At 69.9% G+C, this 23,778-nt stretch carries 18 protein-coding genes; 13 read left to right on the plus strand and 5 right to left on the minus strand.

Annotated elements, in window-relative coordinates:
* Positions 1–7: 7 nt before the first annotated feature.
* From ABRP18_RS12420 to ABRP18_RS12475, 12 genes are all read left to right on the plus strand, one after another.
* Positions 8–1,396 carry a serine hydrolase domain-containing protein gene (locus tag ABRP18_RS12420; protein ID WP_349884749.1) on the plus strand — a complete coding sequence of 463 codons (1,389 nt, stop codon included), beginning with the start codon at positions 8–10 and terminating at the stop codon, positions 1,394–1,396.
* Complete coding sequence (locus ABRP18_RS12425; protein ID WP_349884750.1) at positions 1,393–2,319, plus strand: serine hydrolase; 927 nt, start codon at positions 1,393–1,395, stop codon at positions 2,317–2,319. Before ABRP18_RS12420 ends, ABRP18_RS12425 begins: the two co-directional genes overlap by 4 nt.
* A gap of 64 nt (positions 2,320–2,383) precedes the next feature.
* Positions 2,384–3,976, plus strand: coding sequence for an ABC transporter substrate-binding protein (locus ABRP18_RS12430; protein WP_349884751.1), 1,593 nt, complete (start codon positions 2,384–2,386; stop codon positions 3,974–3,976).
* 20 nt (positions 3,977–3,996) lie between these two features.
* On the plus strand, positions 3,997–4,995 hold the full coding sequence (locus ABRP18_RS12435; RefSeq protein WP_058632408.1) for an ABC transporter permease: 999 nt from the start codon (positions 3,997–3,999) through the stop codon (positions 4,993–4,995).
* Positions 4,992–6,983 (plus strand): dipeptide/oligopeptide/nickel ABC transporter permease/ATP-binding protein, encoded by a 1,992-nt coding sequence (locus ABRP18_RS12440; RefSeq protein WP_349884752.1) that lies wholly within the window; start codon positions 4,992–4,994, stop codon positions 6,981–6,983. The genes ABRP18_RS12435 and ABRP18_RS12440 overlap by 4 nt, the downstream gene beginning before the upstream one ends.
* The gene (locus ABRP18_RS12445; protein ID WP_349884753.1) at positions 6,980–8,023 is read left to right on the plus strand and encodes an ABC transporter ATP-binding protein; all 1,044 of its coding nucleotides are present in this window, start codon (positions 6,980–6,982) and stop codon (positions 8,021–8,023) included. Before ABRP18_RS12440 ends, ABRP18_RS12445 begins: the two co-directional genes overlap by 4 nt.
* Before the next feature lie 18 nt (positions 8,024–8,041).
* Positions 8,042–11,374 carry a serine hydrolase gene (locus ABRP18_RS12450; protein WP_349884754.1) on the plus strand — a complete coding sequence of 1,111 codons (3,333 nt, stop codon included), beginning with the start codon at positions 8,042–8,044 and terminating at the stop codon, positions 11,372–11,374.
* The gene (locus tag ABRP18_RS12455) at positions 11,374–12,507 is read left to right on the plus strand and encodes a M20 family metallopeptidase (RefSeq protein WP_193761998.1); all 1,134 of its coding nucleotides are present in this window, start codon (positions 11,374–11,376) and stop codon (positions 12,505–12,507) included. Before ABRP18_RS12450 ends, ABRP18_RS12455 begins: the two co-directional genes overlap by 1 nt.
* A complete protein-coding gene (locus ABRP18_RS12460) occupies positions 12,504–13,406 on the plus strand; it encodes a GNAT family N-acetyltransferase (protein WP_349884755.1) in 903 nt (300 codons plus the stop codon). The genes ABRP18_RS12455 and ABRP18_RS12460 overlap by 4 nt, the downstream gene beginning before the upstream one ends.
* Positions 13,403–14,509, plus strand: coding sequence for an o-succinylbenzoate synthase (menC, locus tag ABRP18_RS12465; protein WP_349884756.1), 1,107 nt, complete (start codon positions 13,403–13,405; stop codon positions 14,507–14,509). Before ABRP18_RS12460 ends, menC begins: the two co-directional genes overlap by 4 nt.
* 124 nt (positions 14,510–14,633) lie before the next feature.
* Positions 14,634–16,304 (plus strand): helix-turn-helix domain-containing protein, encoded by a 1,671-nt coding sequence (locus tag ABRP18_RS12470; RefSeq protein WP_046749717.1) that lies wholly within the window; start codon positions 14,634–14,636, stop codon positions 16,302–16,304.
* 285 nt (positions 16,305–16,589) lie between these two features.
* Positions 16,590–17,051 carry an Lrp/AsnC family transcriptional regulator gene (locus ABRP18_RS12475; protein ID WP_349885358.1) on the plus strand — a complete coding sequence of 154 codons (462 nt, stop codon included), beginning with the start codon at positions 16,590–16,592 and terminating at the stop codon, positions 17,049–17,051.
* Positions 17,052–17,066: 15 nt separating this feature from the next.
* On the opposite strand, the gene ABRP18_RS12480 is transcribed toward ABRP18_RS12475, so the two are convergent.
* The 3 genes from ABRP18_RS12480 to rsmA are packed head-to-tail and all read right to left on the minus strand — an operon-like array spanning position 17,067 to position 19,965.
* The gene (locus ABRP18_RS12480) at positions 17,067–17,999 is read right to left on the minus strand and encodes a 4-(cytidine 5'-diphospho)-2-C-methyl-D-erythritol kinase (RefSeq protein ID WP_058632403.1); all 933 of its coding nucleotides are present in this window, start codon (positions 17,997–17,999) and stop codon (positions 17,067–17,069) included.
* 7 nt (positions 18,000–18,006) lie between these two features.
* The gene (gene mgrA, locus ABRP18_RS12485) at positions 18,007–19,074 is read right to left on the minus strand and encodes an L-glyceraldehyde 3-phosphate reductase (protein ID WP_058632402.1); all 1,068 of its coding nucleotides are present in this window, start codon (positions 19,072–19,074) and stop codon (positions 18,007–18,009) included.
* A 9-nt stretch (positions 19,075–19,083) separates the two neighbouring features.
* Positions 19,084–19,965, minus strand: coding sequence for a 16S rRNA (adenine(1518)-N(6)/adenine(1519)-N(6))-dimethyltransferase RsmA (gene rsmA / locus ABRP18_RS12490; protein ID WP_349884757.1), 882 nt, complete (start codon positions 19,963–19,965; stop codon positions 19,084–19,086).
* Positions 19,966–20,018: 53 nt separating this feature from the next.
* On the opposite strand from rsmA, the gene ABRP18_RS12495 reads away from it, so the two are divergent.
* On the plus strand, positions 20,019–21,305 hold the full coding sequence (locus ABRP18_RS12495; RefSeq protein ID WP_349884758.1) for an MFS transporter: 1,287 nt from the start codon (positions 20,019–20,021) through the stop codon (positions 21,303–21,305).
* Here the strand turns inward: ABRP18_RS12495 and ABRP18_RS12500 are convergent.
* Entirely contained in the window at positions 21,284–22,177 is an 894-nt protein-coding gene (locus tag ABRP18_RS12500) for a TatD family hydrolase (protein ID WP_193761567.1), read from the minus strand. The two genes, ABRP18_RS12495 and ABRP18_RS12500, sit on opposite strands and share 22 nt — an antisense overlap.
* A gap of 3 nt (positions 22,178–22,180) precedes the next feature.
* The gene (gene metG / locus ABRP18_RS12505) at positions 22,181–23,773 is read right to left on the minus strand and encodes a methionine--tRNA ligase (protein ID WP_349884759.1); all 1,593 of its coding nucleotides are present in this window, start codon (positions 23,771–23,773) and stop codon (positions 22,181–22,183) included.
* Positions 23,774–23,778: the final 5 nt, after the last annotated feature.

Below are 23,778 nucleotides of genomic sequence, written 5' to 3' on the forward strand. Positions count from 1 at the left end.
AGCGCACGTGTCCGACCTGAACGAAATCGGCAGCTGGGTGCGGGAGAACCTTCCCACGATGCTGGCCGACGCGCATATCCCTGCCGCATCCGTCGCGATCCTGGCCGGTGGCGAGATCTTCACCACCGCAGCCGGGATCCTCAATCGCAACACCGGCGTCGAAGCCGACGAGGACTCGGTCTTCCAGATCGGGTCCATCACGAAGACCTGGACGGCCACGCTGATCATGCAGCTCGTCGACGAGGGTCTGCTCGACCTCGACGCCCCGGTGCGCAAGGTGGTGCCGGAGTTCACGATCGGCGACGACACGGCGGCGAGCGCGATCACCCCTCGTCAGCTGCTGAGCCACGTGAGCGGGTTCGAGGGCGACCTGTTCAACGACACCGGGGTGGGCGACGACGCGGTGGAGAAGTACCTCGCGACGATCGCCGACGCCCCGCAGCTCTTCGCTCCCGGCGAGCGGTTCTCGTACAACAACGCCGCGTTCGTGGTGCTCGGCCGCATCGTCGAAGTGCTGCGCGGCACGTCCTACGATCAGGCGCTGCGTACCCACCTCGCCGCTCCCCTGGGGCTCACTCACGTCGCCACCACGGCCGCGGAGGCGATCATGTTCCGCGCGGCGCTCGGGCACATCCCCGCGGAGGGCAGCGACGAGCCCGTGCCGGCGCCGGTGTGGAGCCTGGTGCGCTCGAACGCCCCCGCGGGATCGATGCTCGCCATGACGGCGCGAGACCTGGTGACCTACGCCCGCATGCATCTGGACGGCGGCGTCGCCGCCGACGGCACCAGGGTACTCTCGGAGCAGAGCGTGCTGGCCATGCAGGAACGGCAGGTCGACCTGCCCGAACTCGGCCTGATGGGCGACGCCTGGGGTCTGGGCTGGGAGATCTTCGACTGGGACGGCGGACCCGTGATCGGCCACGACGGCGGCACGATCGGCCAGAACGCATTCCTGCGCATGGTGCCGGGCGCCGGAGTCGCGGTGGCGGTGCTCACGAACGGCGGACGCACGGTCGATGCGTACCATGCCATCACATCGAAGGTGCTTGCCGCCCTCGCCGGGGTCACGGTCCCGGAGCTGCCGTCGATCCCCGACTCCCCGGTCGCGATCGACCTCGAGCGCATCCTCGGCACGTACTCGTCGTCGGTCTCCGACTCCACCGTGCGGGTCGACGACGATGGCCGCATCTGGCTGGAACGCACCATGAAGGGGATCTTCGCCGAACTGGGGCCGGCGCCGGAGCCCGTCGAGCTGATCGGCTGGGCCGGCGACACCCTGCTCCCCCGCGAAGCGCAGAACGGGATGCGCATGCCGCACGCCTTCGTCGGCGACGACGGCAGCGGACGTGCTCTGTACCTGCACACCGGACGAGCCGACCGCCGGGTGGACGCATGAGCAGCATCGCGGCCGCCGTACCGGAAACGGACACGACGGGCGTCGAACGACGGATCGCCGAGATCTTCGCAGAGGCAGGAGCCACGGGCTTCCTCCATGCCAGGGAGATCGGTGTCGAGGGCGGTCCTGAAGTGACCGTTGGCGCCGATGAGCCGGTGGTGCTCGCCTCGGTCTTCAAGATCCTGGTGCTGACCGCTTTCGTCCGCGCGGTCGCCGCGGGAGAGCTCGACCCCGCGGCGCGCACGACCGTGACGGCGCGCTACCGCATCGGAGGGGTGGGCACGGCCGGCTTCGCGGACGACGTGGAGATGAGCTGGCGCGATCTGGCCCTGAACATGATGACCATGAGCGACAACGCGGCGACCGACGTCATCTACCACCGCCTGGGCGCAGAGGCCATCGATCGCGTCATCTCCGACCTCGCGCTGCGGCAGACCCAGCTCGTGGGGTGCTGCGAAGACCTGTTCGCCTCGGTGGTCGCCGACCTCGGCGGCGCGGCCGACAGCGACCTGGACGACCTGTTGACCGGAGCGAACGCGGAGCAGATCCTCGCCCTCGACGCCGTGCAGCCGCTGCGGACGTCGCACTCCACGCCGCGCGAGGTGACCGCCGTGCTGAACGCGCTGTGGACCGACGCCGCCGCCGCACCGGAGGCCTGTCGTCAGGCGCGCGACATCATGGCACTGCAGATCTGGCCGCACCGACTCACCTCCGGGTTCCCTGCCGAGGTGCGCATCGCCGCGAAGACCGGCACACTCCCGACCTGGCGCAACGAAGCCGGTGTGGTCACCTACCCCGACGGCCGTCAGTACGCGGTGGCCGTGTTCACTCGAGCAGCATCGCTCAGCGACCGACAGCCGCTCGTGGACGCCTCGATCGGACGCGCCGCCTTCGCCGCCGTCGAAGACCTGCGCGCGCGCTGATCCCCGACCCGTATCCCCCTGCACCACCCACCTGCACCATCCCGAACACTGCTGGAGGCTTCTGATGCGTTCTCGTACCCCGCTGGTCGCGCTGCTCGGCGCTGCGGCGCTCGCCCTGACGTCCTGCGCCGGAGGCGCCCCGCCCAGCGGGGATGCCACGGACGGCGTGCTCGCCGACGGCAAGACCTTCACCTCGGTGATCTCCACCGATCCCGGCAGCCTCGACCCCTTCGTCACCGTGATGTCCGTCGCGCGCTCGATCGACCGCTTCCTGTACGCGCGGCTCGTCGAGGTGCTGGAGGACGGCAGCATCGCCTCCGGCCTCGCCGACTCCTGGGAGGCGGACACCACGACCGCGACCTTCACGCTCCGTGACGGTCTCACGTGCGAGGACGGCACCCCGCTCACGGCCACCGACGTGGCCGCGAACATCACCCACATCGGAGACCCGGCCAACGGCTCGCCCCTGGTCGGGCTGCAGGTGCAGCCGGGCACCAGTGCCGTGGGCGACGACACCGCCGGCACGGTGACCGTCACCAGCGGACGACCGGACTCGTTCCTGATCGAGAACATCGGCAGCATCTCGATCGTCTGCGGATCGGTGATCGACGACCCGGATGCGCTCGCCAAGGGCGAAGGGGCCACCGGCATGTTCACCATGGCCGAAGTCGTCCCCAACAGCCAGTACACGCTGACCCGTCGCGACGACTTCGCCTGGGGCCCCGACGACTGGGACCCGAAGCAGAAGGGGCTCCCCGACTCTGTGGTCTTCCGCGTCATCCCGAACGAGACGACCGCCACGAACCTGCTGCTCTCCGGCGAGGTCAACGCCGCCCTCGTGATCGGTCCGGACAACAAGCGCCTCAAGGACGCCGGGCTGTTCCACACCGAGATCCCGACCCCGGCAGGACAGTTCATCTTCAACCAGGCGGAGGGACGCCCCACCGCTGACCAGGCCGTGCGCGAGGCGCTGCTCGAGGCACTCGACCTCGACCAGATGCGCCAGGTTCTCGGCAGCGGATCCGCCAGCGTGCCCACCGGGCTCGTGACCGTGTCGCCGAACCCCTGCCGTGCGGACGTGCTGAAGGGCTTCATGCCCGAATTCGACGCGAAGGCCGCAGCCGCAGCGCTCGACGACGCGGGGTGGAAGGCCGGCAGCGACGGCGTGCGCACCAAGGACGGCGAGACGCTGACCCTGCGCATGATCTACTCCTCGCAGCTCGGCGACGCCGGCAACGCCGCAGCGGAGCTCGCCCAGGCCGCCTGGAAGGAGCTGGGCGTCGACATCACGGTCGCCGCCGTGGACTCGCCCACGCTGAGCGAGACCCTGTTCTCCACGGGCGACTGGGACATCTCGGCCGCGCCGCTCACCGTCTCGCTGCCGAGCATGCTCGTGCCGTTCTACTCGGGCCCGACGCCGCCGAACGGCACCAACTTCGCCTCGATCGACAATCCGGAGTACACGGAGGCCGTCACCGCGGCATCCGCGAAGGCCGGCAGCGAAGGGTGCGACGACTGGGGCACCGCCGAGCAGGCCCTGTACGCGACGACCAGTGTCATGCCGTACGCGAACATCGACCGGTCGACCTTCGCGACCAAGGCGACGTTCACCGAGGGCGACGGCATCGACCCCACGTCGATCCGCATGTACGAGTAATCGGAGACCGGAGACAGCCGATGGCCAGCACCACCGCCACGCAGGCGATACTGATCAGATCCGCCCGGTCGGACAACCCCTGGTTGTCCTTCCTGGTCCGGCGCGGAGGGCAGTTCCTGCTCTCGGTGTGGGTGCTGGTCACGGCTGCCTTCCTCATGATCCACCTCGTGCCGGGCGACCCGGTGCGCGCGGCGCTCGGGCTGAACGCCCCGGCCGAGCTCGTCGAGGCCCGGCGCGCGGCTCTCGGCCTCGACCAGCCGCTCATCGTGCAGTACTTCCGCTACATCGGGGGGCTGTTCACCGGCGACATGGGCTCCTCGATGATCACCAGCCAGCCCGTCTCCGAGATCATCGCCACCCGGCTCCCCGCGACTCTCCAGCTCGCCCTGCTCGCGGTCGTGCTCGTGCTGCTGGTCTCGGTCCCGCTCGGGGTGACCATGGCCGTCGCCACCCGCGGCGGTCGCCGACGCGGGCTGGAGCTGGCGTTCGCGACCGGTTCGGTCATCCTCGCCGCGATCCCCGAGTTCCTCCTCGCTGTCGGCCTCGTGTACGTATTCGCGGTGTCGCTCGGGTGGTTCCCCGTCGCCGGGAACACCGCTCCGTTCGCGCTCGTGCTGCCGGTCGTGGCGCTCGCGGTCGGCCCGATCGCGGTGTTCTCACGCATCATCAGGGTCGAGGTGCTCTCCGTGCTCGGCCAGGACTTCATCCGCACCGCGCGGGCCAAGCGCCTCGCCCCGCGCCGCATCTACTCCCGCCATGCGCTGCCGAACGCCATGACCGCGACCCTCACCCTCACCGGACTGCTCCTGACGGGGATGGTCGCCGGCACCGTGCTGGTCGAGAACGTCTTCGCCTGGCCGGGGCTCGGCACCATGATCGTGCAGTCGATCCTCACCAAGGACTACTCGGTCGTGCAGGGCATCGTGCTCGTCTACGGCGTGGGGGTGCTGGTCGTGAACCTCGTGATCGACGTGATCCTCGCGCTCCTCGATCCTCGCTCCACCATCAGGGAGGCATGATGTCCGCACGCACGGCATGGTCCGGCATCGTCCGCTCGCCCCTCGGCATCACCGCCCTCGGTCTGATCCTGCTCGTCACGCTCGGCGCGATCTTCGCCCCGATGATCTGGGGCGCCCAGGCCGAGCAGGTGGACCCGACCGCGATCACGCAGGGACCGAGCGCGGAGCATCTGCTGGGAACCGACGCCCTCGGCCGCGACGTGCTCGCCCGCGTACTGGTCGCGACCCGACTCTCTGTGGTGCTCGCCGTGGTCGCGGTGGTCATCGGCGTGGTCGCCGGAACGCTGCTCGGCACGGCACCGTCGGTGCTCCCCCGATGGGTCGGACGCCCGATCGTCGGCTTCGTCAACATCGCCGTGGCCTTCCCCGGCCTCCTCCTCGCCCTGTTCTTCGCCGTCATCTTCGGCGTCGGCTCCACCGGTGCCGTGCTCGCGATCGGCTTCGCGATGGCGCCGCAGTTCGCCCGTCTCACCCAGACCCTGTCGGCGGCGATCGCCGGTCGCGACTTCATCTCCGCCGCCCGGGTCGCCGGAGTCTCGCGCCTGCGGGTCCTCATCCGCCACATCCTGCCCAACATCGGCGAGCCTCTCATCGTGAACGCGACCGTCGCGGCCGGTTCGGCACTGCTGGCCTTCGCCGGACTCTCGTTCCTCGGTCTGGGCGTGCAGGTGCCGGAGTACGACTGGGGCCGCCTGCTCGGCGAGGGCCTCAACCGCATCTACCTCAACCCCGCGGCGGCGCTCGGACCGGCCGTGGCCGTGGTGATCGCCGGCCTCGCCTTCAACCTCCTCGGAGAGACGGCGGCTGCAGCCCTGGGCGGACGGTCGGCTCGGCGCCGCCATCGCCTTCCCGCCGTCGCGCTCCCCGGAGCGACCGGACTCGATGCCAGCAAGCCCGCGCAGGTCGACGGTGAAGAAGTGGTGCTCCTCGTCGACGACCTGCGCGTCTCCTTCCCCACGGCCGCCGGGTGGGTCACCCCGGTGCGCGGCGTCTCGTTCACCGTGTCGCGCGGCGAGGCGATCGGCGTGGTCGGCGAATCCGGATCCGGCAAGAGCCTGACCGCCCTCGCCGCAGCCCGGCTCATCGAGCGTCCCGGCCATGTCGCCGCCGCGCAGCTGGACTTCTGCGGCACTCCGCTGCTGACCAGCACGGATCGGGCAGTGCGAAGCCTGCTGGGCACGTCGCTCGCGATGGTCTTCCAGGACCCGATGACGTCGTTCAACCCGACCAGGCGCATCGGATCGCAGCTCGCCGAGGCAGCCTCCGAGCACCAGGACATCACGCGGAAGCAGGCCATGGACCGGGCGATCGAGCGCCTGCAGTCGGTGCGGGTGCCCGCGGCCGCCCGCCGCGCCCACCAGTACCCGCACGAGTTCTCCGGCGGCATGAGGCAGCGCGCGATGATCGCGATGGGTCTCATGAACCACCCGCGGCTGATCATCGCCGACGAGCCGACGACGGCGCTCGACGTGACGGTGCAGCGACAGGTGCTCCAGCTGCTCGCGGGAGTGCGGCGCGACACCGATGCCGCGATCCTGCTGATCAGCCACGACATCGCCGTGGTCGCGCAGACCTGCGACCGGGTGCTCGTCATGTACGCGGGCCGCATCGTCGAAGACCTGCCCGCGGCGACCCTGCACACCGACGCCAGGCACCCTTACACCCGGGCACTGCTCGAGGTCGTACCCGAGCTCGACGCCGACCGCAGCGAGCCGCTCAAGATGATCCCCGGCCGCCCGCCGGCGCCAGGGGCCTTCCCCGTCGGATGCGCGTTCGCCGCCCGGTGCCCCCTCGCCACCGATCTCTGCCGCGAGAGCGACCCCGAACTGGTGGCCGACGCAGCGGGACACCGGGTCGCGTGCTGGCACCCGGTCGACGGCGAGGCTCCGGTGCCGGTGGCCATCGCCACGGTTGCTGACGAGACGGTTGCTGACGAGACGGTTGCTGACGAGACGAGCACTGAAGAGGAAGAGACGGTCCTGAGATGAGCGAACTGCGATTCGATCGGGTCAGCGTGCGCTACGGAACGCACCGCGCCGGTCTCACGGCCGTCGACGACGTCTCCCTCGTCGTGCCGTCCGGCTCCGTGGTCGGGCTGGTCGGCGAATCGGGGTCGGGCAAATCGACGCTGGCTCGCGCGGCGATCGGCCTCGCGCCGATCAGCGAGGGAACGATCACGCTCGACGGTGCGGATGTGCGGAGCTTCCGTCGTCGGCGCCCCATCCAGATGGTGTTCCAGGATCCGTTCTCCTCACTCGACCCCCGGATGACGATCGGCGAGTCCATCGCCGAGGCGCTCCCCCGAGACATCCGCGGCACCGCTGCCCGACGCGCGGAGGTCGCCAGACTGCTCGACCTGGTGAGCCTGGACGCCGACCGCGCCCCGTCTCTTCCGGCAGCGCTCTCCGGCGGTCAGCGACAGCGCATCGCCCTCGCCAGAGCCCTTGCCGCGAGGCCGGAGGTCGTGATCGCCGACGAGATCACCTCGGCGCTCGATGTGTCGGTGCAGGGCTCGGTACTGAACCTCGTGCGGGAGCTGCGCGGTGAACTCGACCTCACGATGCTGTTCATCTCGCACAACCTCTCGGTCGTGCGCTATCTGAGCGACCACGTCGCCGTGATGTATCTCGGGCGGATCGTGGAGTTCGGCCCCACCGAGCAGGTGCTCGCCGACCCGCAGCACCCGTACACGAGGGACCTGTTGCAGGCGGCGCCCACCAGGAACGGCGACCTGCTGGCGGTCGACCCGCTCGCCCCGGTCGACGTGGAGCCCGCCGACCCGCATGCGCCTCCCCGCGGATGTCGGTTCCACCCGCGGTGCCCGATCGGTCCCGCGGCACGACCCGATCGTCAGATCTGCGTGACCGCGGATCCTCCCCTGCCCTCCGGTTCAGCCGGAGCCGCATGCCATTTCGCCGGCACGCACGCGGACCTCGCGCTCGGAACTGTGCCCACCTCCCAAAGCATCCCCCTGGTTTCGGCCGCGACCACAACACCGTCCCCGCTCTCAGCGGACACAGTGAACTGACCATCGATTGGAGCTCTCATGAACCGCGTCACCGTCGACGACCTGCTCTCCGTCCGCACACCGGAGCAGCCCGCGCTGTCTCCGGACGGCACCCGCATCGCCTACGTGCTGCGGACGACCGACCGCGACGGCGACCGCGACACCCGCGCGCTCTGGCAGGTGGCGTCCTCCGGCGGAGCCCCCTCCCCGCTGACGCACGGCACAGGGGATTCTGCCCCCGTGTGGAGCCCCGACGGCGCGCAGCTGGCGTTCCTGCGGGCACAGGACGGACCCGCGCAGCTCTGGGTCCTCCCTGCAGGCGGAGGTGAGGCCCGCAGTCTGACCGCTCTCCCCCTCGGCGCCGGCGCCGCGGCCTGGAGCCCTGACGGTGCCCGCATCGCCTTCACCGCCCCGGTCGACAGTGCGGCCCTCCCCGGCGAGGACAAGGACACCATCCTGGCCCGTCGTTCGGCTCCGACCGGCACCGACCGTCTCGGATACAAGGCGGACGGCGCCGGAAACCTCGGCACTCTCGTGCAGCAGCTGCACGTGCTCGACGTCGCCTCCGGGAAGATCACCGTGCTCACGCATGGACGCTCGCACGCCTCCGAGCCCTTCTGGTCGCCGGACGGCACCCGCATCGCCTACTCCGCGAGCGTCGAGGACGATGCGGACCTGACGATGCGGATCCCCGTGCTCGTGTGCTCGTCCACCGACCCGAACAGCCCCCCGGTGCAGGTCAGCGCCGCCGACGTGCAGGCGACGGCGGTGGGCTGGACCCCCGACGGTCGCCACGTGCTCGCGGCCGGACGCACCGACACCAAGGTCGGCAACGCGGACCTGCTGCTGTTCCCCGTCGACGGCGGAGACCCGCGGAACCTCACCGCCGGCCTCGACCGCAACGTGATGCCCGGTGGTCCGGGCTACCCCGGCGGCATGCCGCAGTTCACGGAGGACGGCGACATCGTGTTCTGCCTTCGCGACAACGGCTACTCGCACGTGTACCGGGTCGCGCAGGACGGCTCCGGTGCCGCGCCTCTCGTGGACGGCACCGCGAACGTCTCGGGGCTGTCGGTCGCAGGATCGTCCGCCGCGATCGTGCTCGCCACACCGGAGTCGTTCGGCGATGTCTCGCTCCTGGACCTCTCCGACGGCACGGCGCGCACCCTCACCGACTACGGCACTCCCGAGTTCGAGCTCGTGCCCGCGGAGGAGCGCCGATTCACGATCTCCGACGGCACGGTCGTCACCGGCTGGCTGCGCCGCGACCCCGACGCCGCTGGCCCGCTCCCGCTCCTGCTCGACATCCACGGCGGGCCGCACAACGCCTGGAACGGGGCAGCGGACATCGCCCACCCTTATCACCAGGTGCTCACGCGACGCGGCTGGGCGGTCCTGACCGTCAACCCCCGAGGAAGCGACGGCTACGGCGACGCGTTCTTCTCGGCGGTGTCCGGCGGCTGGGGAGTCAACGACGCGAACGACTTCCTGGAGCCGATCGACGCTCTCGTGGCGGAAGGCGTCGCGGATCCGGCGCGCCTCGCCGTCACGGGCTACAGCTACGGCGGCTTCATGACGTGCTTCCTCACCTCGCGCGATGACCGCTTCGCCGCCGCTGTCGCCGGTGGCGTCGTCACCGACCTGTTCTCGATGGGCGGCACGTCGGACTTCGGCCACTACCTCTCCTCCAAGGAGAACGGCGGTCTGCCGTGGCGCGACGAGGAGCGCATCTCCGCGCAGTCGCCGTTCACGCGGGTCGATCAGGTGAAGACGCCGACGCTGATCCTGCACGGCGCAGCCGACGACCGCTGCCCGGTGGGTCAGGCGGAGCAGTGGTTCACGGCGCTGCGCGAGCGCGGGGTGCCGACCCGTCTCGTGCTCTACCCCGGTGGCTCGCACCTCTTCGTGCTCTCCGGTCCGCCGTCGCACCGCGCCGACTTCTCGCAGCGGGTGATCGACTGGGTGGAGCAGTACGCCCCGCCAGCGGGGAAGCCGGTGCGCGCACGACTCGACGCCCGGCACTGGCAGCAGCGACTGAGCGCCCTGGCCGAGGCGCACAAGGTTCCCGGGGCGACCCTCGGCATCCTCCGTCTCGGGGAGGAGCCCGTGTATGCGCACCACGGCATACTCAACGTGCGCACGGGGATCGAGACCACCGACGACTCGGTGTTCCAGATCGGCTCGATGAGCAAGGTGTGGACCACCTCGGTGGTGATGAAGCTCGTCGACGAGGGCAGGCTCGACCTCGACACCCCCATCGTGGAGTACGTCCCGGAGTTCGCCTCGTCGGATCCCGAGGTCACCCGCACCGTGACGATGCGTCACCTGCTCAACCACACGAGCGGGATCGACGGCGACGTGTTCACCGATACCGGCCGCGGAGACGACACCCTGGAGAAGTACGTCGCGCTGCTCGACGGCATCGCGCAGAACCACCCGCTCGGTGCCACGATGTCGTACTGCAACTCCGGATTCGTGCTGGCCGGTCGGGTGATCGAGAAGATCACGGGTACTAGCTGGGACCAGGCGATGCGCGACCTGTTGATGACGCCCCTCGGTCTCACGCACTCCTGCACGCTCCCCGAAGAGGCCATCATGTTCCGTGCCGCCAGCGGCCACACCGAAGTGGGTGATGACGGACCGACCCTCGCCCCTGCCTGGATGCTCCCGCGCGCGATGGGTCCGGCGGGACTGGTGAACTCCACGACCGCCGACGTGCTCGCCTTCGCCCGCATGCACCTCACGGGGGGACTCGCAGCCGAGGGCACACGGGTGCTGTCGGAGGAGAGCGTGCGACGGATGCAGCAGCGGGAGGTCGACATGCCCGACCCGTACTCCCTCGGCGATGCCTGGGGCGTGGGGTGGATCCTGTTCGACTGGGACGGGCGCCGACTCTACGGCCACGACGGGAACACCATCGGCCAGGCGGCGTTCCTGCGCATCCTGCCGGACGAGCAGCTCGCGGTGACGATGCTCACCAACGGCGGCAACACGCACGACCTGTACGCCGAACTGTTCGACGAGATCTTCTCCGAGCTCGCGGATGTGCACGTGCCGGCGGGCCTCACCCCGCCTGCGGAGCCGTTCGCCGACGACTTCTCCGAGTTCGAGGGCATCTACGACCGCTCAGGGGTCCGTACCGAGATCTTCCGCGACGACGAGGGCCTGCGCATGCGCACCACGCTCAACGGCCCGCTCGCCGCCCTCCTCCCCGATCCGGTGCAGGAGCACCCTCTGGTCCCGGTGCGTCACGGCGAGTTCGTGATGCGACCGGAGGGCGAGCAGGGGTGGCATGCTGTGGTCTTCTACTCCCTGCCCAGCGGCGAGCGCTACCTGCACCACGGTGTGCGCGCAGCGCCGAAGGTGTCGTGATGCGCGTGCAGGCGGACGCGGACCTCGACCTGGTCCTCGCCGACATCGAGACCCTCGTCTCCTGCGAGTCGCCGTCGGACGACCTCGAAGCCGTCTCCCGCAGCGCCGACGTCGTCGCCGCCCTCGGTGAGAGGCTGCTGGGGGTCGCCCCGGAACGCATCGTCATCGACGGGCGCACGCATCTGCGCTGGCGATTCGGCGATCCGGTCGTGCTGCTCCTCGGCCACCACGACACGGTATGGCCGCTCGGCTCGCTGCGGCGGTTGCCGTTCACCGCCGAGGACGGTGTGCTCCGCGGACCCGGATGCTTCGACATGAAGACGGGCGTCGTGATGGCGCTGCATGCCGTCGCCGCACTGTCCGATCGCACCGGCATCAGCATCCTGATCACGGGTGATGAAGAACTCGGTTCTCCGAGTTCGCGCGCCCTGATCGAGCAGGAGGCGATCGGCTGCGCTGCGGCGCTCGTGCTCGAGGCCTCGGCCGACGGCGGTGCCGTGAAGATCGCACGCAAGGGCGTCTCGCTCTACCGTGTGCATGTCACGGGGCGTGCCGCCCATGCCGGGCTCGAACCGGAGCGCGGGGTGAACGCTGCCGTCGAGGCGGCCCACCTCGTGCTCGCGATCGCGCGGCTCGGCGACCAGTCGGTGGGGACCAGCGTGACGCCCACGCTCCTGCGCGCCGGCAGCACCACCAACACGGTGCCGGCCGAGGCGGAGTTCGCCGTCGACGTGCGCGTGCGCACGGTCGCGGAGCAGGACAGGGTGGATGCCGCCCTCCGTGCGATCCCTGCCACCGTCCCCGGTGCCTCCGTACGCGTCGACGGCGGTGCGAATCGTCCGCCACTCGAGCCCGAATCCTCGGCACCGCTGTTCGCGCTGGCGCTCGAGATCGCCGAGCGTGCCGGTCTCACTCCGTTCCACGGCGTCGAGGTCGGCGGCGCGTCCGACGGCAACTTCACCGCCGCGCTCGGGGTGCCGACGCTGGACGGGCTCGGCGCGGTCGGCGGCGGCGCCCATGCCGACGATGAGCACGTGATCGTCGCACTGATCCCGGAGCGTATCGTGCTGCTGCAGGAGCTGATCCTCGCCGTCAGAGAACGCACGCCGGCGCGGAACGGAGGACGGGCATGAGCCTGACGGACGCCGCGGCCTTCCCCGCGTCGCCGGAGGAAGCCGCCGATGCCGCGAACGCCGCCGCGTCGAAAGCGGGGGTGGAGATCCGCCTGCTGGAGGATGTGGACGACTTCACCTTGGTCGCCGAGCTGTTCCAGAGCATCTGGACCAAGCAGGGCGAAGCCTCCCCCGTGAACGTCGAGACGCTGCGGGCGCTGTCGAAGGCCGGCAGCTACGTGGGCGGAGCATTCGAGCACGACGAGCTCGTCGGCGCATGCTTCGGCTTCTTCGCCGCTCCCGAGCAGCGTGCGCTGCACAGCCACATCGCGGGCGTCTCCTCGCGGATGCGCGGTCGCAGCGTCGGCTTCGCCCTCAAGGTGCACCAGCGCGCGTGGGCGCTCGAGGAGGGTCTGGACGAGATCTCCTGGACGTTCGATCCCCTCATCAGCCGCAATGCGCACTTCAACCTCGTGAAGCTCGCCGCGACCCCGACGTCGTATCACCGCAACTTCTACGGACACATGGCCGATGCGCTCAACGGGGCGGACGACACCGATCGGATGCTCGTGACCTGGTACGTGCGCGACCCCAGGGTGGTCGCCGCCTGTCACGGGGAGCCGGTGCCTGAGATCGTGGAGATCGACACCGAGGAGATCAACGCCGAGGAGATGTCCGTCGAGCCGCTGCTCAGCGTGGGCGGCGACCTCGGGCCGCTGCGGCATCGCACCGACGCGCGCCTGGTACGGGTGGCGCTGCCACGCGACATCGAGACCTTGCGCCTGACCGAACCCGCACGGGCGACCGCATGGCGTCTGGCGTTGCGCGAGACGCTCGGATTATCGCTGGAGGGTGGAGGGCGCGTGCTCTCGTTCGACCGCTCCGGCGCCTACACCATCGACAGAGGAGAACAGGGATGAAGCTCACCGGATTCGAGCTGCGCGTGATCGAGATGCCGCTGGTGTCGCCGTTCCGGACGTCGTTCGGCGTGCAGACCGTGCGCGAGGCCCTGGTGGTCCGCGCCGTCACCGACGAGGCGGAGGGCTGGGGCGAGGGTGTCGCGATGAACGACCCGCTGTACTCCTCCGAGTACGTGGAGGCGAGCGTCGATGTGATCACCCGGTTCCTGCTGCCCGCGCTCGCGCAGGTCGAGGACCTCGATGCGAGCGGCGTCGCCCCGGCCCTGGCGAAGTTCAAGGGTCACCGCATGTCGAAGGCCGCGGTCGAGCTGGCGATCCTCGATGCCGAGCTGCGGGCCGCCGGAGTTCCGCTCTCGCGCGAGCTGGGAGCAGTGCGTGAGCGCGTCGACTGCGGCGTGTCCGTCGGGATCATGGACTCCGTCCCCGAGTTGCTCGACGCCGTCGGCGGTTACCTCGACGAAGGCTACGTGCGCATCAAGCTGAAGATCGAGCCGGGCTGGGACATCGACCCCGTGCGTGCAGTGCGCGAGCGCTTCGGCGACGACGTGCTGCTGCAGGTCGACGCGAACACCGCGTACCACCGCGGTGATGCGCGGCACCTCGCCAAGCTCGATCCGTTCGACCTGCTCCTGATCGAGCAGCCGCTCGACGAGGAGGACCTTCTCGGACACGCGCAGCTCGCCCGGGCGATCACCACCCCGGTGTGCCTCGACGAATCGATCGTGTCGGCCAGGGCCGCGGCGGACGCGATCGCCCTCGGCGCCTGCTCGATCGTCAACATCAAGCCTGGCCGTGTGGGCGGGTACCTGGAGGCACGACGCATCCACGACGTGTGCGCGGCGAACGACATCCCGGTGTGGTGCGGCGGCATGCTCGAGACCGGGATCGGGCGTGCGGCGAACGTCGCCCTCGCAGCCCTCCCCGGTTTCACCCTGCCCGGCGACACCTCGGGATCCGGACGGTACTACGCGCACGACATCACCGAGCCGTTCGTCGTCGAGGACGGCACGCTCACGGTGCCGACCGGCCCGGGGATCGGGGTCATCCCTGATCTGGAAGCGCTGGATGCGGTGACGATCCGCACCGAGTGGATCACCTTCTGAGAGCGGGCTGACGGCCCGTGCGGGGCACGACGATCCTGTCGAGATCGACCAAGAGTCGATACGATTTCGTCGTGCCCCACAGCTCCCCCACCCGTGGTCGCCCCCTAGCCTGGGCGCTGTGCTCATGTCCGTGACGACCAGGCCCCGCGCCAGCCTCGGCCGGGTCATCGAAGACCTCGGCACCACCCTGCTCGAGGTGGTGAGCGGCGCCGTCGACGACGAGGCCGAGATCGAGACCGTGGTCATCCACGACGTCCTCGACGACGCGATGCCGATGCGCGGGGCACTCGTGCTCGGTGTCGGGCTGAGCGATCCCGATGAGATCGCCGAACTCCTGCAGAACCTTGCTGCCCAGCACGCCTCCGCCCTCGTGCTGCGCGCTCCGGTGCGGGCCGAACAACCGGTGCGCGATGCGTCCGAGGCCACGGGCATCCCGGTGCTCGCGCTCACCCGCGGGGCGTCGTGGGCGCAACTGGCTGCCATGCTGCGCTCGCTCATCGCCGAGGGTGACGTCGGCGATCAGGGAACGACGACGCTGGGCGGCATGCCCTCCGGCGACCTCTTCGCCCTCGCCAACGCGATCGCCACACTGCTGAACGCACCGGTCACGATCGAGGACCGCAACTCGCGGGTCGTCGCGTTCTCGGGTCGCCAGCACGAGGCCGATCCGGCGCGCATCGAGACGGTGCTCGGTCGGCAGGTTCCCGAACGGTTCGCGCGGCAGCTCGAGGAGCGCGGCGTCTTCCAGGAGCTGTACCGCAGCGAGGATCCGATCCACGTCGGACCGGTGTCCAACACCGAGGGTCTGCCGTCGTTCCCTCGCGTGGCGCTGGCCGTGCGTGCGGGCGACGAGATCCTCGGATCCATCTGGGCGGCTGTGCAGGAACCGCTCTCGCCCGACCGCGTGCGAGCGCTGAAGGACTCTGCCGGGCTTGTGGCCCTGCACATGCTGCGTCTGCGCGCCGGCGCCGACGTGGAGCGCCGACTGCGCGCCGACCTGCTCTCCACGATCCTGGAGGGAGGGCCGGGGGCTGCGGATGCGACGGCTCGTCTGCGCCTGAGCGATCATCGGTGCGTCGTGCTCGCCGTGTCCGCCACGGAGGACATCGACGACGAGCCCTCCGCCGGGGCACGAGGTGTCGCGGAGAGGCAGCGGATCGCCGACGCGTTCGCCGTGCACCTGGGGGCCGTGTACCTCCGCTCGGCTGTGGCCGTGATCGGCGATGTCGTGTACGCCGTCGTCGGGATCCGCCCAGAGCAGGGCGATGCCGATCCCGGATCGGAGCATCCCGACGCGGACAGCCGCGCCGCGCGCGTCGCCACGGACTTCCTGGGCCGGCTCGGCGCGACCGCTGAGATTCGCATCGGCGTCGGCACGGTGGCGGAGGCGGTCGCAGACATCCCTTCCTCGCGCGCGAATGCCGACCGAGCTCTGCGCGTGGTCCGTCAGGCGCCTTCCGGCGAACCGGTCGCACGGTTCACTTCGGTGCAGATGGAGGCGCTGCTGGTCGAACTCGCCGACCTCGTCCGCGCCAGGGGCGATCAGCCCACCGGTCCGGTCGCGCAGCTGCTGGCGCAGGACAGGGAGAAGGGGACGCACCTGGTGGAGACCTTGCGCGCCTGGCTCGACGCGTTCGGAGATGTGGCCGTCGCCGCAGCCCGCGTCTACACGCATCCCAACACGTTCCGCTACCGGCTGCGTCGCCTGTCGGAGATCAGCGGACTCGACCTCGCCGACCCGGAAGCCCGGTTCTCGGCCATGGTGCAGCTGCGGCTGCTGGTCCCCCGCGACTGAGACGCAGACGGCCCTGACATCCGGAGAGTGCGCCCGCCCCGCCCCCTTGCTGAACGAGGCGGCTGCAGGGACGGGGCCGGTCGAGGCTCGTGGCCCGTCGCCCTCTGCACCCTGGTCGTGAGGCTCGTGGCCTGTCGTTCGGGTGCGCGTGATGTCCGCTCGTGACCGACATCGTGCGTATCTGACACCGATTTGACCACAATGCAATCATTCAGACCATAGAGTGATTTCTGATTGAACGATCCGATCAATCGTGACTCCGCACAGAAGGCGACGGTGATCGAAATGGCCAACCTCGACGCGACCGACCGCAGGATCCTCACCGTGCTCGACGGTGACCCCCGCCGTCCGGTCGCCCTGATCGCCCAGGATCTCGGCCTCGCCCGCGGCACCGTGCACGCTCGACTGAATCGCCTCGAATCCGGAGGATACCTGCGTGCGCACAGCTCGCGAGTGCTGCCGCAGGCCCTCGGGCGCGGTGTCGCGGCCTCGATCCTGGTCGAACTCGATCAGCATCAGATCACGGACGCGATCGATGCGCTCAGTCGCGTCCCCGAGGTGCTGGAGTGCTTCGCTCCCGCCGGCGACACCGACCTGCTGCTGCGTGTCGTCGCGAAGGACCCCGACGACCTCTACCGCGTGGCCGAGGTCGTGCGGCTGTGCCCCGGCATTCTCCGCACGTCGACGAGCCTGTTCCTGCGCGAAGTGATCCCCTATCGGGTGAGCGCGCTCCTGCAAGCCGACTGAGCCGGCACGCGATCCTCAGCCGATGATGCGGGCACCCGGCACGGGGCCGTGCACGTGCAGCGGGTCGAGCCCGTTCTCCCGCAGGGACGACTGCACGTCCTGCGCCGTCTCAGGGTCGGGGCAGAGCAGCGCGATCGTGGGCCCCGAGCCCGACACGATGCCCTGCAGCGCACCGGCGGCGACCCCGAGGCTGATCGTCTCGGCGAGGTCGGGCCGTTCGTACAGCGCCGCGGCCTGCAGATCGTTGAACAGGGTGTCGGCGAGCTGGGCCGGGTCCCCCGAACGCAGCGCCTGGAGCACGGGGATGGGCACGTCCAGCGACAGCTGCGGGTCGTCGGCCAGGGCGCCCTCGTCCTCGCGCAGCAGGTCGAGGCGCTCGTACACCACGGGCGTCGACAGCCCCTGCTCGCTGGGCACCAGGATCCAGTCGAAGCGTCCGCGGGCGAGTGCCGGGTTGAGCTGGTCTCCCCGCCCCGTGCCCACAGCCGTTCCCCCGTGCAGCGCGAACGGCACGTCGGCACCCAGACGTGCGGCCAGGTCGTGCAGTCGGGCCTGCGACAGCCCGGTACCCCACAGCGCATCGCACGCCACGAGGGCGGCTGCCGCGTCCGCCGACCCTCCCCCCATGCCGCCGGCGACGGGCACGCTCTTGCGGATCTCGAGCGCCACCCCGCCCGGATGATCCACCGCGACGGCGAGCAGCTTGGCCGCGCGCATCGCGAGGTTGCGGTCGTCCAGCGGCACGGACTCGATGTCCTCCACTCCGGAGACCGTCACAGAGAAGTCGTCGGCGGGGCGCGCGATCACGTCTTCGTAGAGCGAGACCGCCTGGAAGACCGTCGCCAGCGCGTGATAGCCGTCGTCGTGCCGGCCGCCGACCCCGAGGAAGACGTTGATCTTCCCCGGGGCGCGCACGTGCACGGAATCGGCGAACGCGGCATGGCTCATGATCGGGTCACAGCTCCGAGGACTTCGCCCACAGGTTGACGTCGATGGCGCCGGCGAGCTCGTCGATGCGGGCGAGCTCCTCGGTCGTGAAGTCGGGACCGTTCACGGCCGCGATGTTCTCATCCAGCTGCTCAGGACGCGAGGCGCCGATCAGCGCCGAGGCGACGACGGGGCTGCGCAAGGTCCACTGCAGTGCGAGCTGCGCGAGCGACTGGCCGCGCCCCTGAGCGACCTCGTTCAGCGAACGCAGGGTCTGCACGGCCTCGTCCGTGAGCCGGCCCTCCGGCAGCGAGCCGCGCTTCTGCGCTCGCTCGGCCGTGCCGTCTCCGAGGTACTTGTCGGTGAGCAGGCCCTGAGCCAGCGGGGTGAACGCGATCGCGCCGAGGCCCGACTGCTCCAGGGTGTCGGTCAGTCCGTCTTCGACCCAGCGGTTCAGGATCGAGTACGCGGGCTGGTGGATGACGAGCGGGGTGCCGAGCTCCTTGGCGACGGCCACGGCCTCGGCCGTACGCTCCGCACTGTAGGAGGAGATACCGACGTACAGGGCCTTGCCCTGGCGCACGAGCGTGTCGAGCGCGCCGACCGTCTCGGCGATCGGGGTGACCGGGTCGACACGGTGGGAGTAGAAGATGTCGACGTAGTCGAGGCCCATCCGCGTCAGCGACTGCTCGGCGCTCGCGAGGATGTACTTGCGGCTCGCGAAGTCGCCGTACGGGCCGGGCCACATGTCCCAGCCGGCCTTCGACGAGATGATCAGCTCGTCGCGGTAGGGGCGGAGGTCTTCGGCGAAGATGCGGCCGAAGTTCTTCTCGGCGGAGCCGTAGGGCGGGCCGTAGTTGTTCGCCAGGTCGAAGTGGGTGATGCCCCGGTCGAACGCGTGGCGCAGCAGTGCGCGCTGGTTGTCGAGCGGGATGTTGTCGCCGAAGTTCCACCACAGCCCGAGCGAGATCGGGGGCAGGTACAGGCCGGACGTGCCGACCTGACGGTAGGCGAACTGCTGGTAGCGGCTCTCGTCCGCGGCATACGGACGGTGCAGCTCGGGGACATCGGGACGGAAGCGGGGGGAGTCGGTCACGGTGCCAGATTACTGGGTGGAAGCGACATCGTCGGAGAGCACGTCCAGCGCGGGAGCGTGCTGCGCGATGCGCTGGTAGTCCTCGACCGTGAGGTCCTCGCCCCGAGCCGTCGGTGCGACACCGGCGGCGGTCAGCACCTCCGAGGCGGCAGCCGAGCTGCCGAAGATCCCGGACAGTGCCTGACGCAGCATCTTGCGGCGCTGGTTGAAGGCCGCATCGACGATCTGGAACGTGCGACGGCGCTCCTCCTCCGTGCCGCGCTCACCCTCGGACCGGTCGAAGCCGACGAGCAGGCTGTCGACGTTCGGCACCGGCCAGAACACCTGGCGGGAGACGTTTCCGGAGAGCTTCCACTCGCCGTACCAGGCGGCCTTGACGCTGGGCGAGCCGTAGATCTTCGAGCCCGGCTTCGCGGCCAGCCGTTCGGCGACCTCGGCCTGGACCATCACCACGCCGCGCTGGAGATACGCGAAGTTCTCCAGGAAGTGCAGCAGCACCGGCACCGAGACGTTGTAGGGGAGGTTGGCGACCAGCACGGTGGGCTCGCCGGGGAGCTCGGTGATGCGCAGCGCATCCGCATCGACGACCGTGAGGCGGTCGGCCTCGACACCGTGCTCGGCGGCCGTCTGCGCGAGCCGGTCCGCGAGTCGGTGGTCGATCTCGACGGCCGTGACGGAGGCGCCGGTCTCGAGGATCGCCAGCGTCAGGGAGCCGAGACCCGGACCGACCTCGACCACGCGCTCGTGCGGCTGCACACGGGCGGCCTGCACGATCTTGCGCACGGTGTTCGCATCGGTGACGAAGTTCTGGCCGAGCTTCTTCGTCGGGGTGACGTCGAGCTCGGCGGCGAGGCGGCGGATCTCGGAGGCGCCGAGCAGGGTGACGGTCATCCCCCCATTCTCCCCCACACTCCGATGTCGCCCCTCCTCAGTAGTCTTCTCTGGTGCCTTCCCTCGGAGAACTCGTCGCGCCCCGTCGCATGGGCCGCGATTTCCGATGGTTGCTCGCGTCGTCGTGGACGAGCAACGTCGGTGACGGCGTCGCGCTCGCGGCCGCTCCCCTGCTGATCGCATCGATGACCTCGTCGCCGATCCTGGTGGCGGCCGGCGCGATCCTGCAGTTCCTCCCCTGGCTCCTGTTCGGCCTGCATGCGGGAGCGATCGCCGACCACTTCGACCGACGCCGCCTGGTCATGTTCGCGAACGCCGCCAGGGCTGTCGTGCTCCTCGCACTGTGCGTCTTCCTGATCACCGGCGTCGCGAACATCTGGATCGTGCTCGCTGTGGCCTTCCTCTACGGCACCGCCGAGGTCTTCGTCGACACGGCGGGCAGCACGCTCTTGCCGATGCTGGTGAAGCCCGCCGACCTCGGCATCGGCAATGCACGCCTGCAGGCCGGATACCTGGTGGCGAACCAGTTCGCCGGTCCGCCGCTGGGCGCCTTCCTGTTCGCCGCCGGCACCGCCTGGCCGTTCCTGCTCGAAGTCGTGTGCGTCAGCTTCGCGGTCGTGCTCATCTCCCGCATGGCTCGCACCCCGGTGCCGCCGCGCGCGACCGACGAGCACACGCCGGTGCACACCGACATCGCCGAGGGGCTCCGCTGGCTGTGGCGCAACCCGCCCGTGCGCACGCTGGTGCTCATCATCCTGGTGTTCAACATCACCTGGGCGGCGCCCTGGGGTGTGCTCGTGCTCTACGCGACGGAGCACCTGCAGATGGGCGCGGTGGGCTACGGCGCCCTCACGACCGCGTCGGCGGCCGGTGGCATCCTCGCGACGCTCAGCTTCGGCTGGTTGGAGCGACACGTCTCCTTCGCCACCCTGATGCGTGTCGTGCTGTCGCTCGAGGTGCTCATGCACCTGGCGTTCGCCCTCACCACCGCCGGATGGGTCGCGCTGATCATCATGTTCTTCTTCGGGGCGTACGCGTTCGTCTGGGGCACGATCTCCACGACCGTGCGACAGCGTCTGGTGCCCGCCGAGCTGCAGGGCCGGGTGGCCTCCGTGAACATGGTCGGGGTGTTCGGCGGCATGGTCGTCGGGCAGGCGCTCGGCGGCGTGATCGCCCAGGTGTGGGGACTCACCGCGCCCTGGTGGTTCGCCTTCGTCGGGGCGGCCCTCACCCTGCTGCTGGTGTGGAAGCCGATCTCGCAGATCGTGAGCGCGAAGCCCGTCGCCGTGACCGGGCCCGAAGACGTGGAACCCGAAACTCAGTCGGCGAACGAGCCGTAGACCCGCAGGGTGTTCTCGGCCAGCTGGGCGCACAGCTCGTCGACCTCGATGTCGAGCTCGGCGGCCATGAAACGCACGGTGATCGGCACGAGGTAGGGCGCGTTCGGGCGGCCCCGCAGCGGCACGGGGGTGAGGAACGGGGCATCCGTCTCGACGAGGATGCGATCGAGCGGCGTCACCTTCAGCGCATCCCGCAGGTTCTGCGCGTTCTTGAACGTCACGTTGCCGGCGAACGACAGGTGGTAACCGGCGTCCGCGCAGAGGCGGGCCATCGCGTCGTCGCCCGAGAAGCAGTGGAACACCGTGCGTTCCGGGGCGCCGACACGGGAGAGCGTCTCGAGCACGGCCTCATGCGCGTCGCGGTCGTGGATCTGCATCGCGATGCCGTGCTTCTTCGCGAGCGCGATGTGCGCCTCGAACGAGGCGAACTGCGGCGCGCGGCGCTCGGGCTCTGTGCGGAAGAAGTCGAGTCCCGTCTCGCCGATCGCCCTGGTGCGGGGGTGCGCGGCGAGCTCGTCGATCACCTCGATGGCCTCGTGAAGGCCCACGCCACCCCGCAGGCCCTCTTCCGCGTACGTCGGGGCATCGTTCGGGTGGATGGCGACGGCGGCCAGGACGCGGGGATCCGACTCCGCGGCCTCGACCGCCCACCGGGACGACTCGATGTCGCCCGAGGCCTGCACGACGCCGGCGATGCCAACGGCCGCCGCGCGGTCGAGCTGCTCGGTGAGGCTCAGCGGCTCGTCGCCGTCGACGATCTCCAGGTGCGCGTGGTTGTCGTACACCGGAACGGCCAGCGGCTCGGGCGCGGCGGGATACCTCAGATCCTTGCGTCCGTCACCGTCACGGCGCTGCACATACGTACCCGACATCGCTCAGGCCGCGGACTCCACCCGCGGGAACAGCGGCGCCAGGCCGTTGACGCTGGTGCCGGGGCGCAGCACGCCCCAGGCTCCGGCCTCGCGGATCGGCTGGTCCTGCAGACGGCCCAGGGTCTCGGCGGCGCCAAGGGCGATCCACAGCTTCTCCGTCGACTGCGGCATCACCGGCGAGAGCAGCACGGCGAGCGCACGCAGCCCCTCGGCACAGGTGTAGAGCACGGTGGCGAGACGCTCACGCTGTTCCTCGTCGCCGCTGTTCGCCTGCTTGGCCAGCGCCCACGGCTCGTTCGCGGTGATGTACCCGTTGAGCGCGTCCACGATGGTCCAGATCGCCGAGATCGCCTCGTCGATGCGGAAGTTCGCGATGGCCGCATCCGCGTTCGACGCGGCATCCGCCACGATCTTCTGGATCGCGAGGTCCTTCTCGGTGTACTCGGCCGCCGGCGGCACGACACCCTCGAAGTACTTCTCGATCATCGCGGTCGTGCGCGAGGCGAGGTTGCCGAAGCCGTTCGCGAGCTCGGCCTGGTAGCGAGCGGACAGGTCCTCCCACGAGAACGAGCCGTCCTGGCCGAAGGCGATCGCGGAGAGGAAGTAGAAGCGGTACGCGTCGGAGCCGAAGACATCGGTGATCTCGGTCGGCGCGATGCCGGTGAGCTTCGACTTCGACATCTTCTCGCCGCCGACCAGCAGCCAGCCGTGCGCGAAGACGCCCTTCGGCACGTCGAGTCCCGCCGCCATCAGCAGCGCGGGCCAGATCACGGCGTGGAAGCGCAGGATGTCCTTGCCGACCACGTGGTACGCCGGCCAGCGGCGCTCGAAGGTCTCCTCGTCGGAGCCGTACCCGACGGCCGTGGCGTAGTTGAGCAGCGCGTCGACCCACACGTAGATGACGTGCGACTCGTCCCACGGCAGCGGGATTCCCCAGTCGAAGGTCGAGCGGGAGATCGAGAGGTCCTTGAGGCCCTGGCTCACGAACGACACGACCTCGTTGCGCGCCGAGTCGGGGCGCACGAAGTCGGGCTGGGTCTTGTACAGCTCGAGCAGCCGGTCCTGGAACTCGCTGAGCTTGAAGAAGTAGTTCTTCTCCTGCAGCAGCTCCAGCGGCTTCGAGTGGATGGCGCAGACCTTCAGGCCCTCGAAGGGTCCGGTGCCGTCGACGATCTCCGACTCCGGCTTGAACTCCTCGCAGCCCACACAGTAGAGCGCCTCGTACTCGCCCGCGTAGATGTAGCCGCGGTCGTACAGGCGCTGGAAGAACGTCTGCACGTTCGTCTCATGCCGCTCCTGCGTGGTGCGGATGAAGTCGTCGTTCGCGACGTCGAGGGTCTCCAACAGCGGGAACCAGCTCTCGCTGACGAGCTTGTCGACCCACTCCTGCGGAGTGACCCCGTTCGCCGCGGCGGCGCGCAGCATCTTCTGACCGTGCTCGTCGGTGCCCGTCAGCATCCAGGTGTCATCGCCCGCCTGGCGGTGCCACCGTGCGAGGGTGTCGACGGCCACCGACGTGTACCCGTGACCGATGTGCGGCACGTCGGAGGGGTAGTAGATGGGCGTGGTGATGTAGAAGGAATCGCCTGCGGGCATGGAGC

It is taken from the genome of Microbacterium sp. WHRI 7836, from assembly GCF_040223885.2.
Classification (GTDB): Bacteria; Actinomycetota; Actinomycetes; order Actinomycetales; family Microbacteriaceae; genus Microbacterium; species Microbacterium oxydans.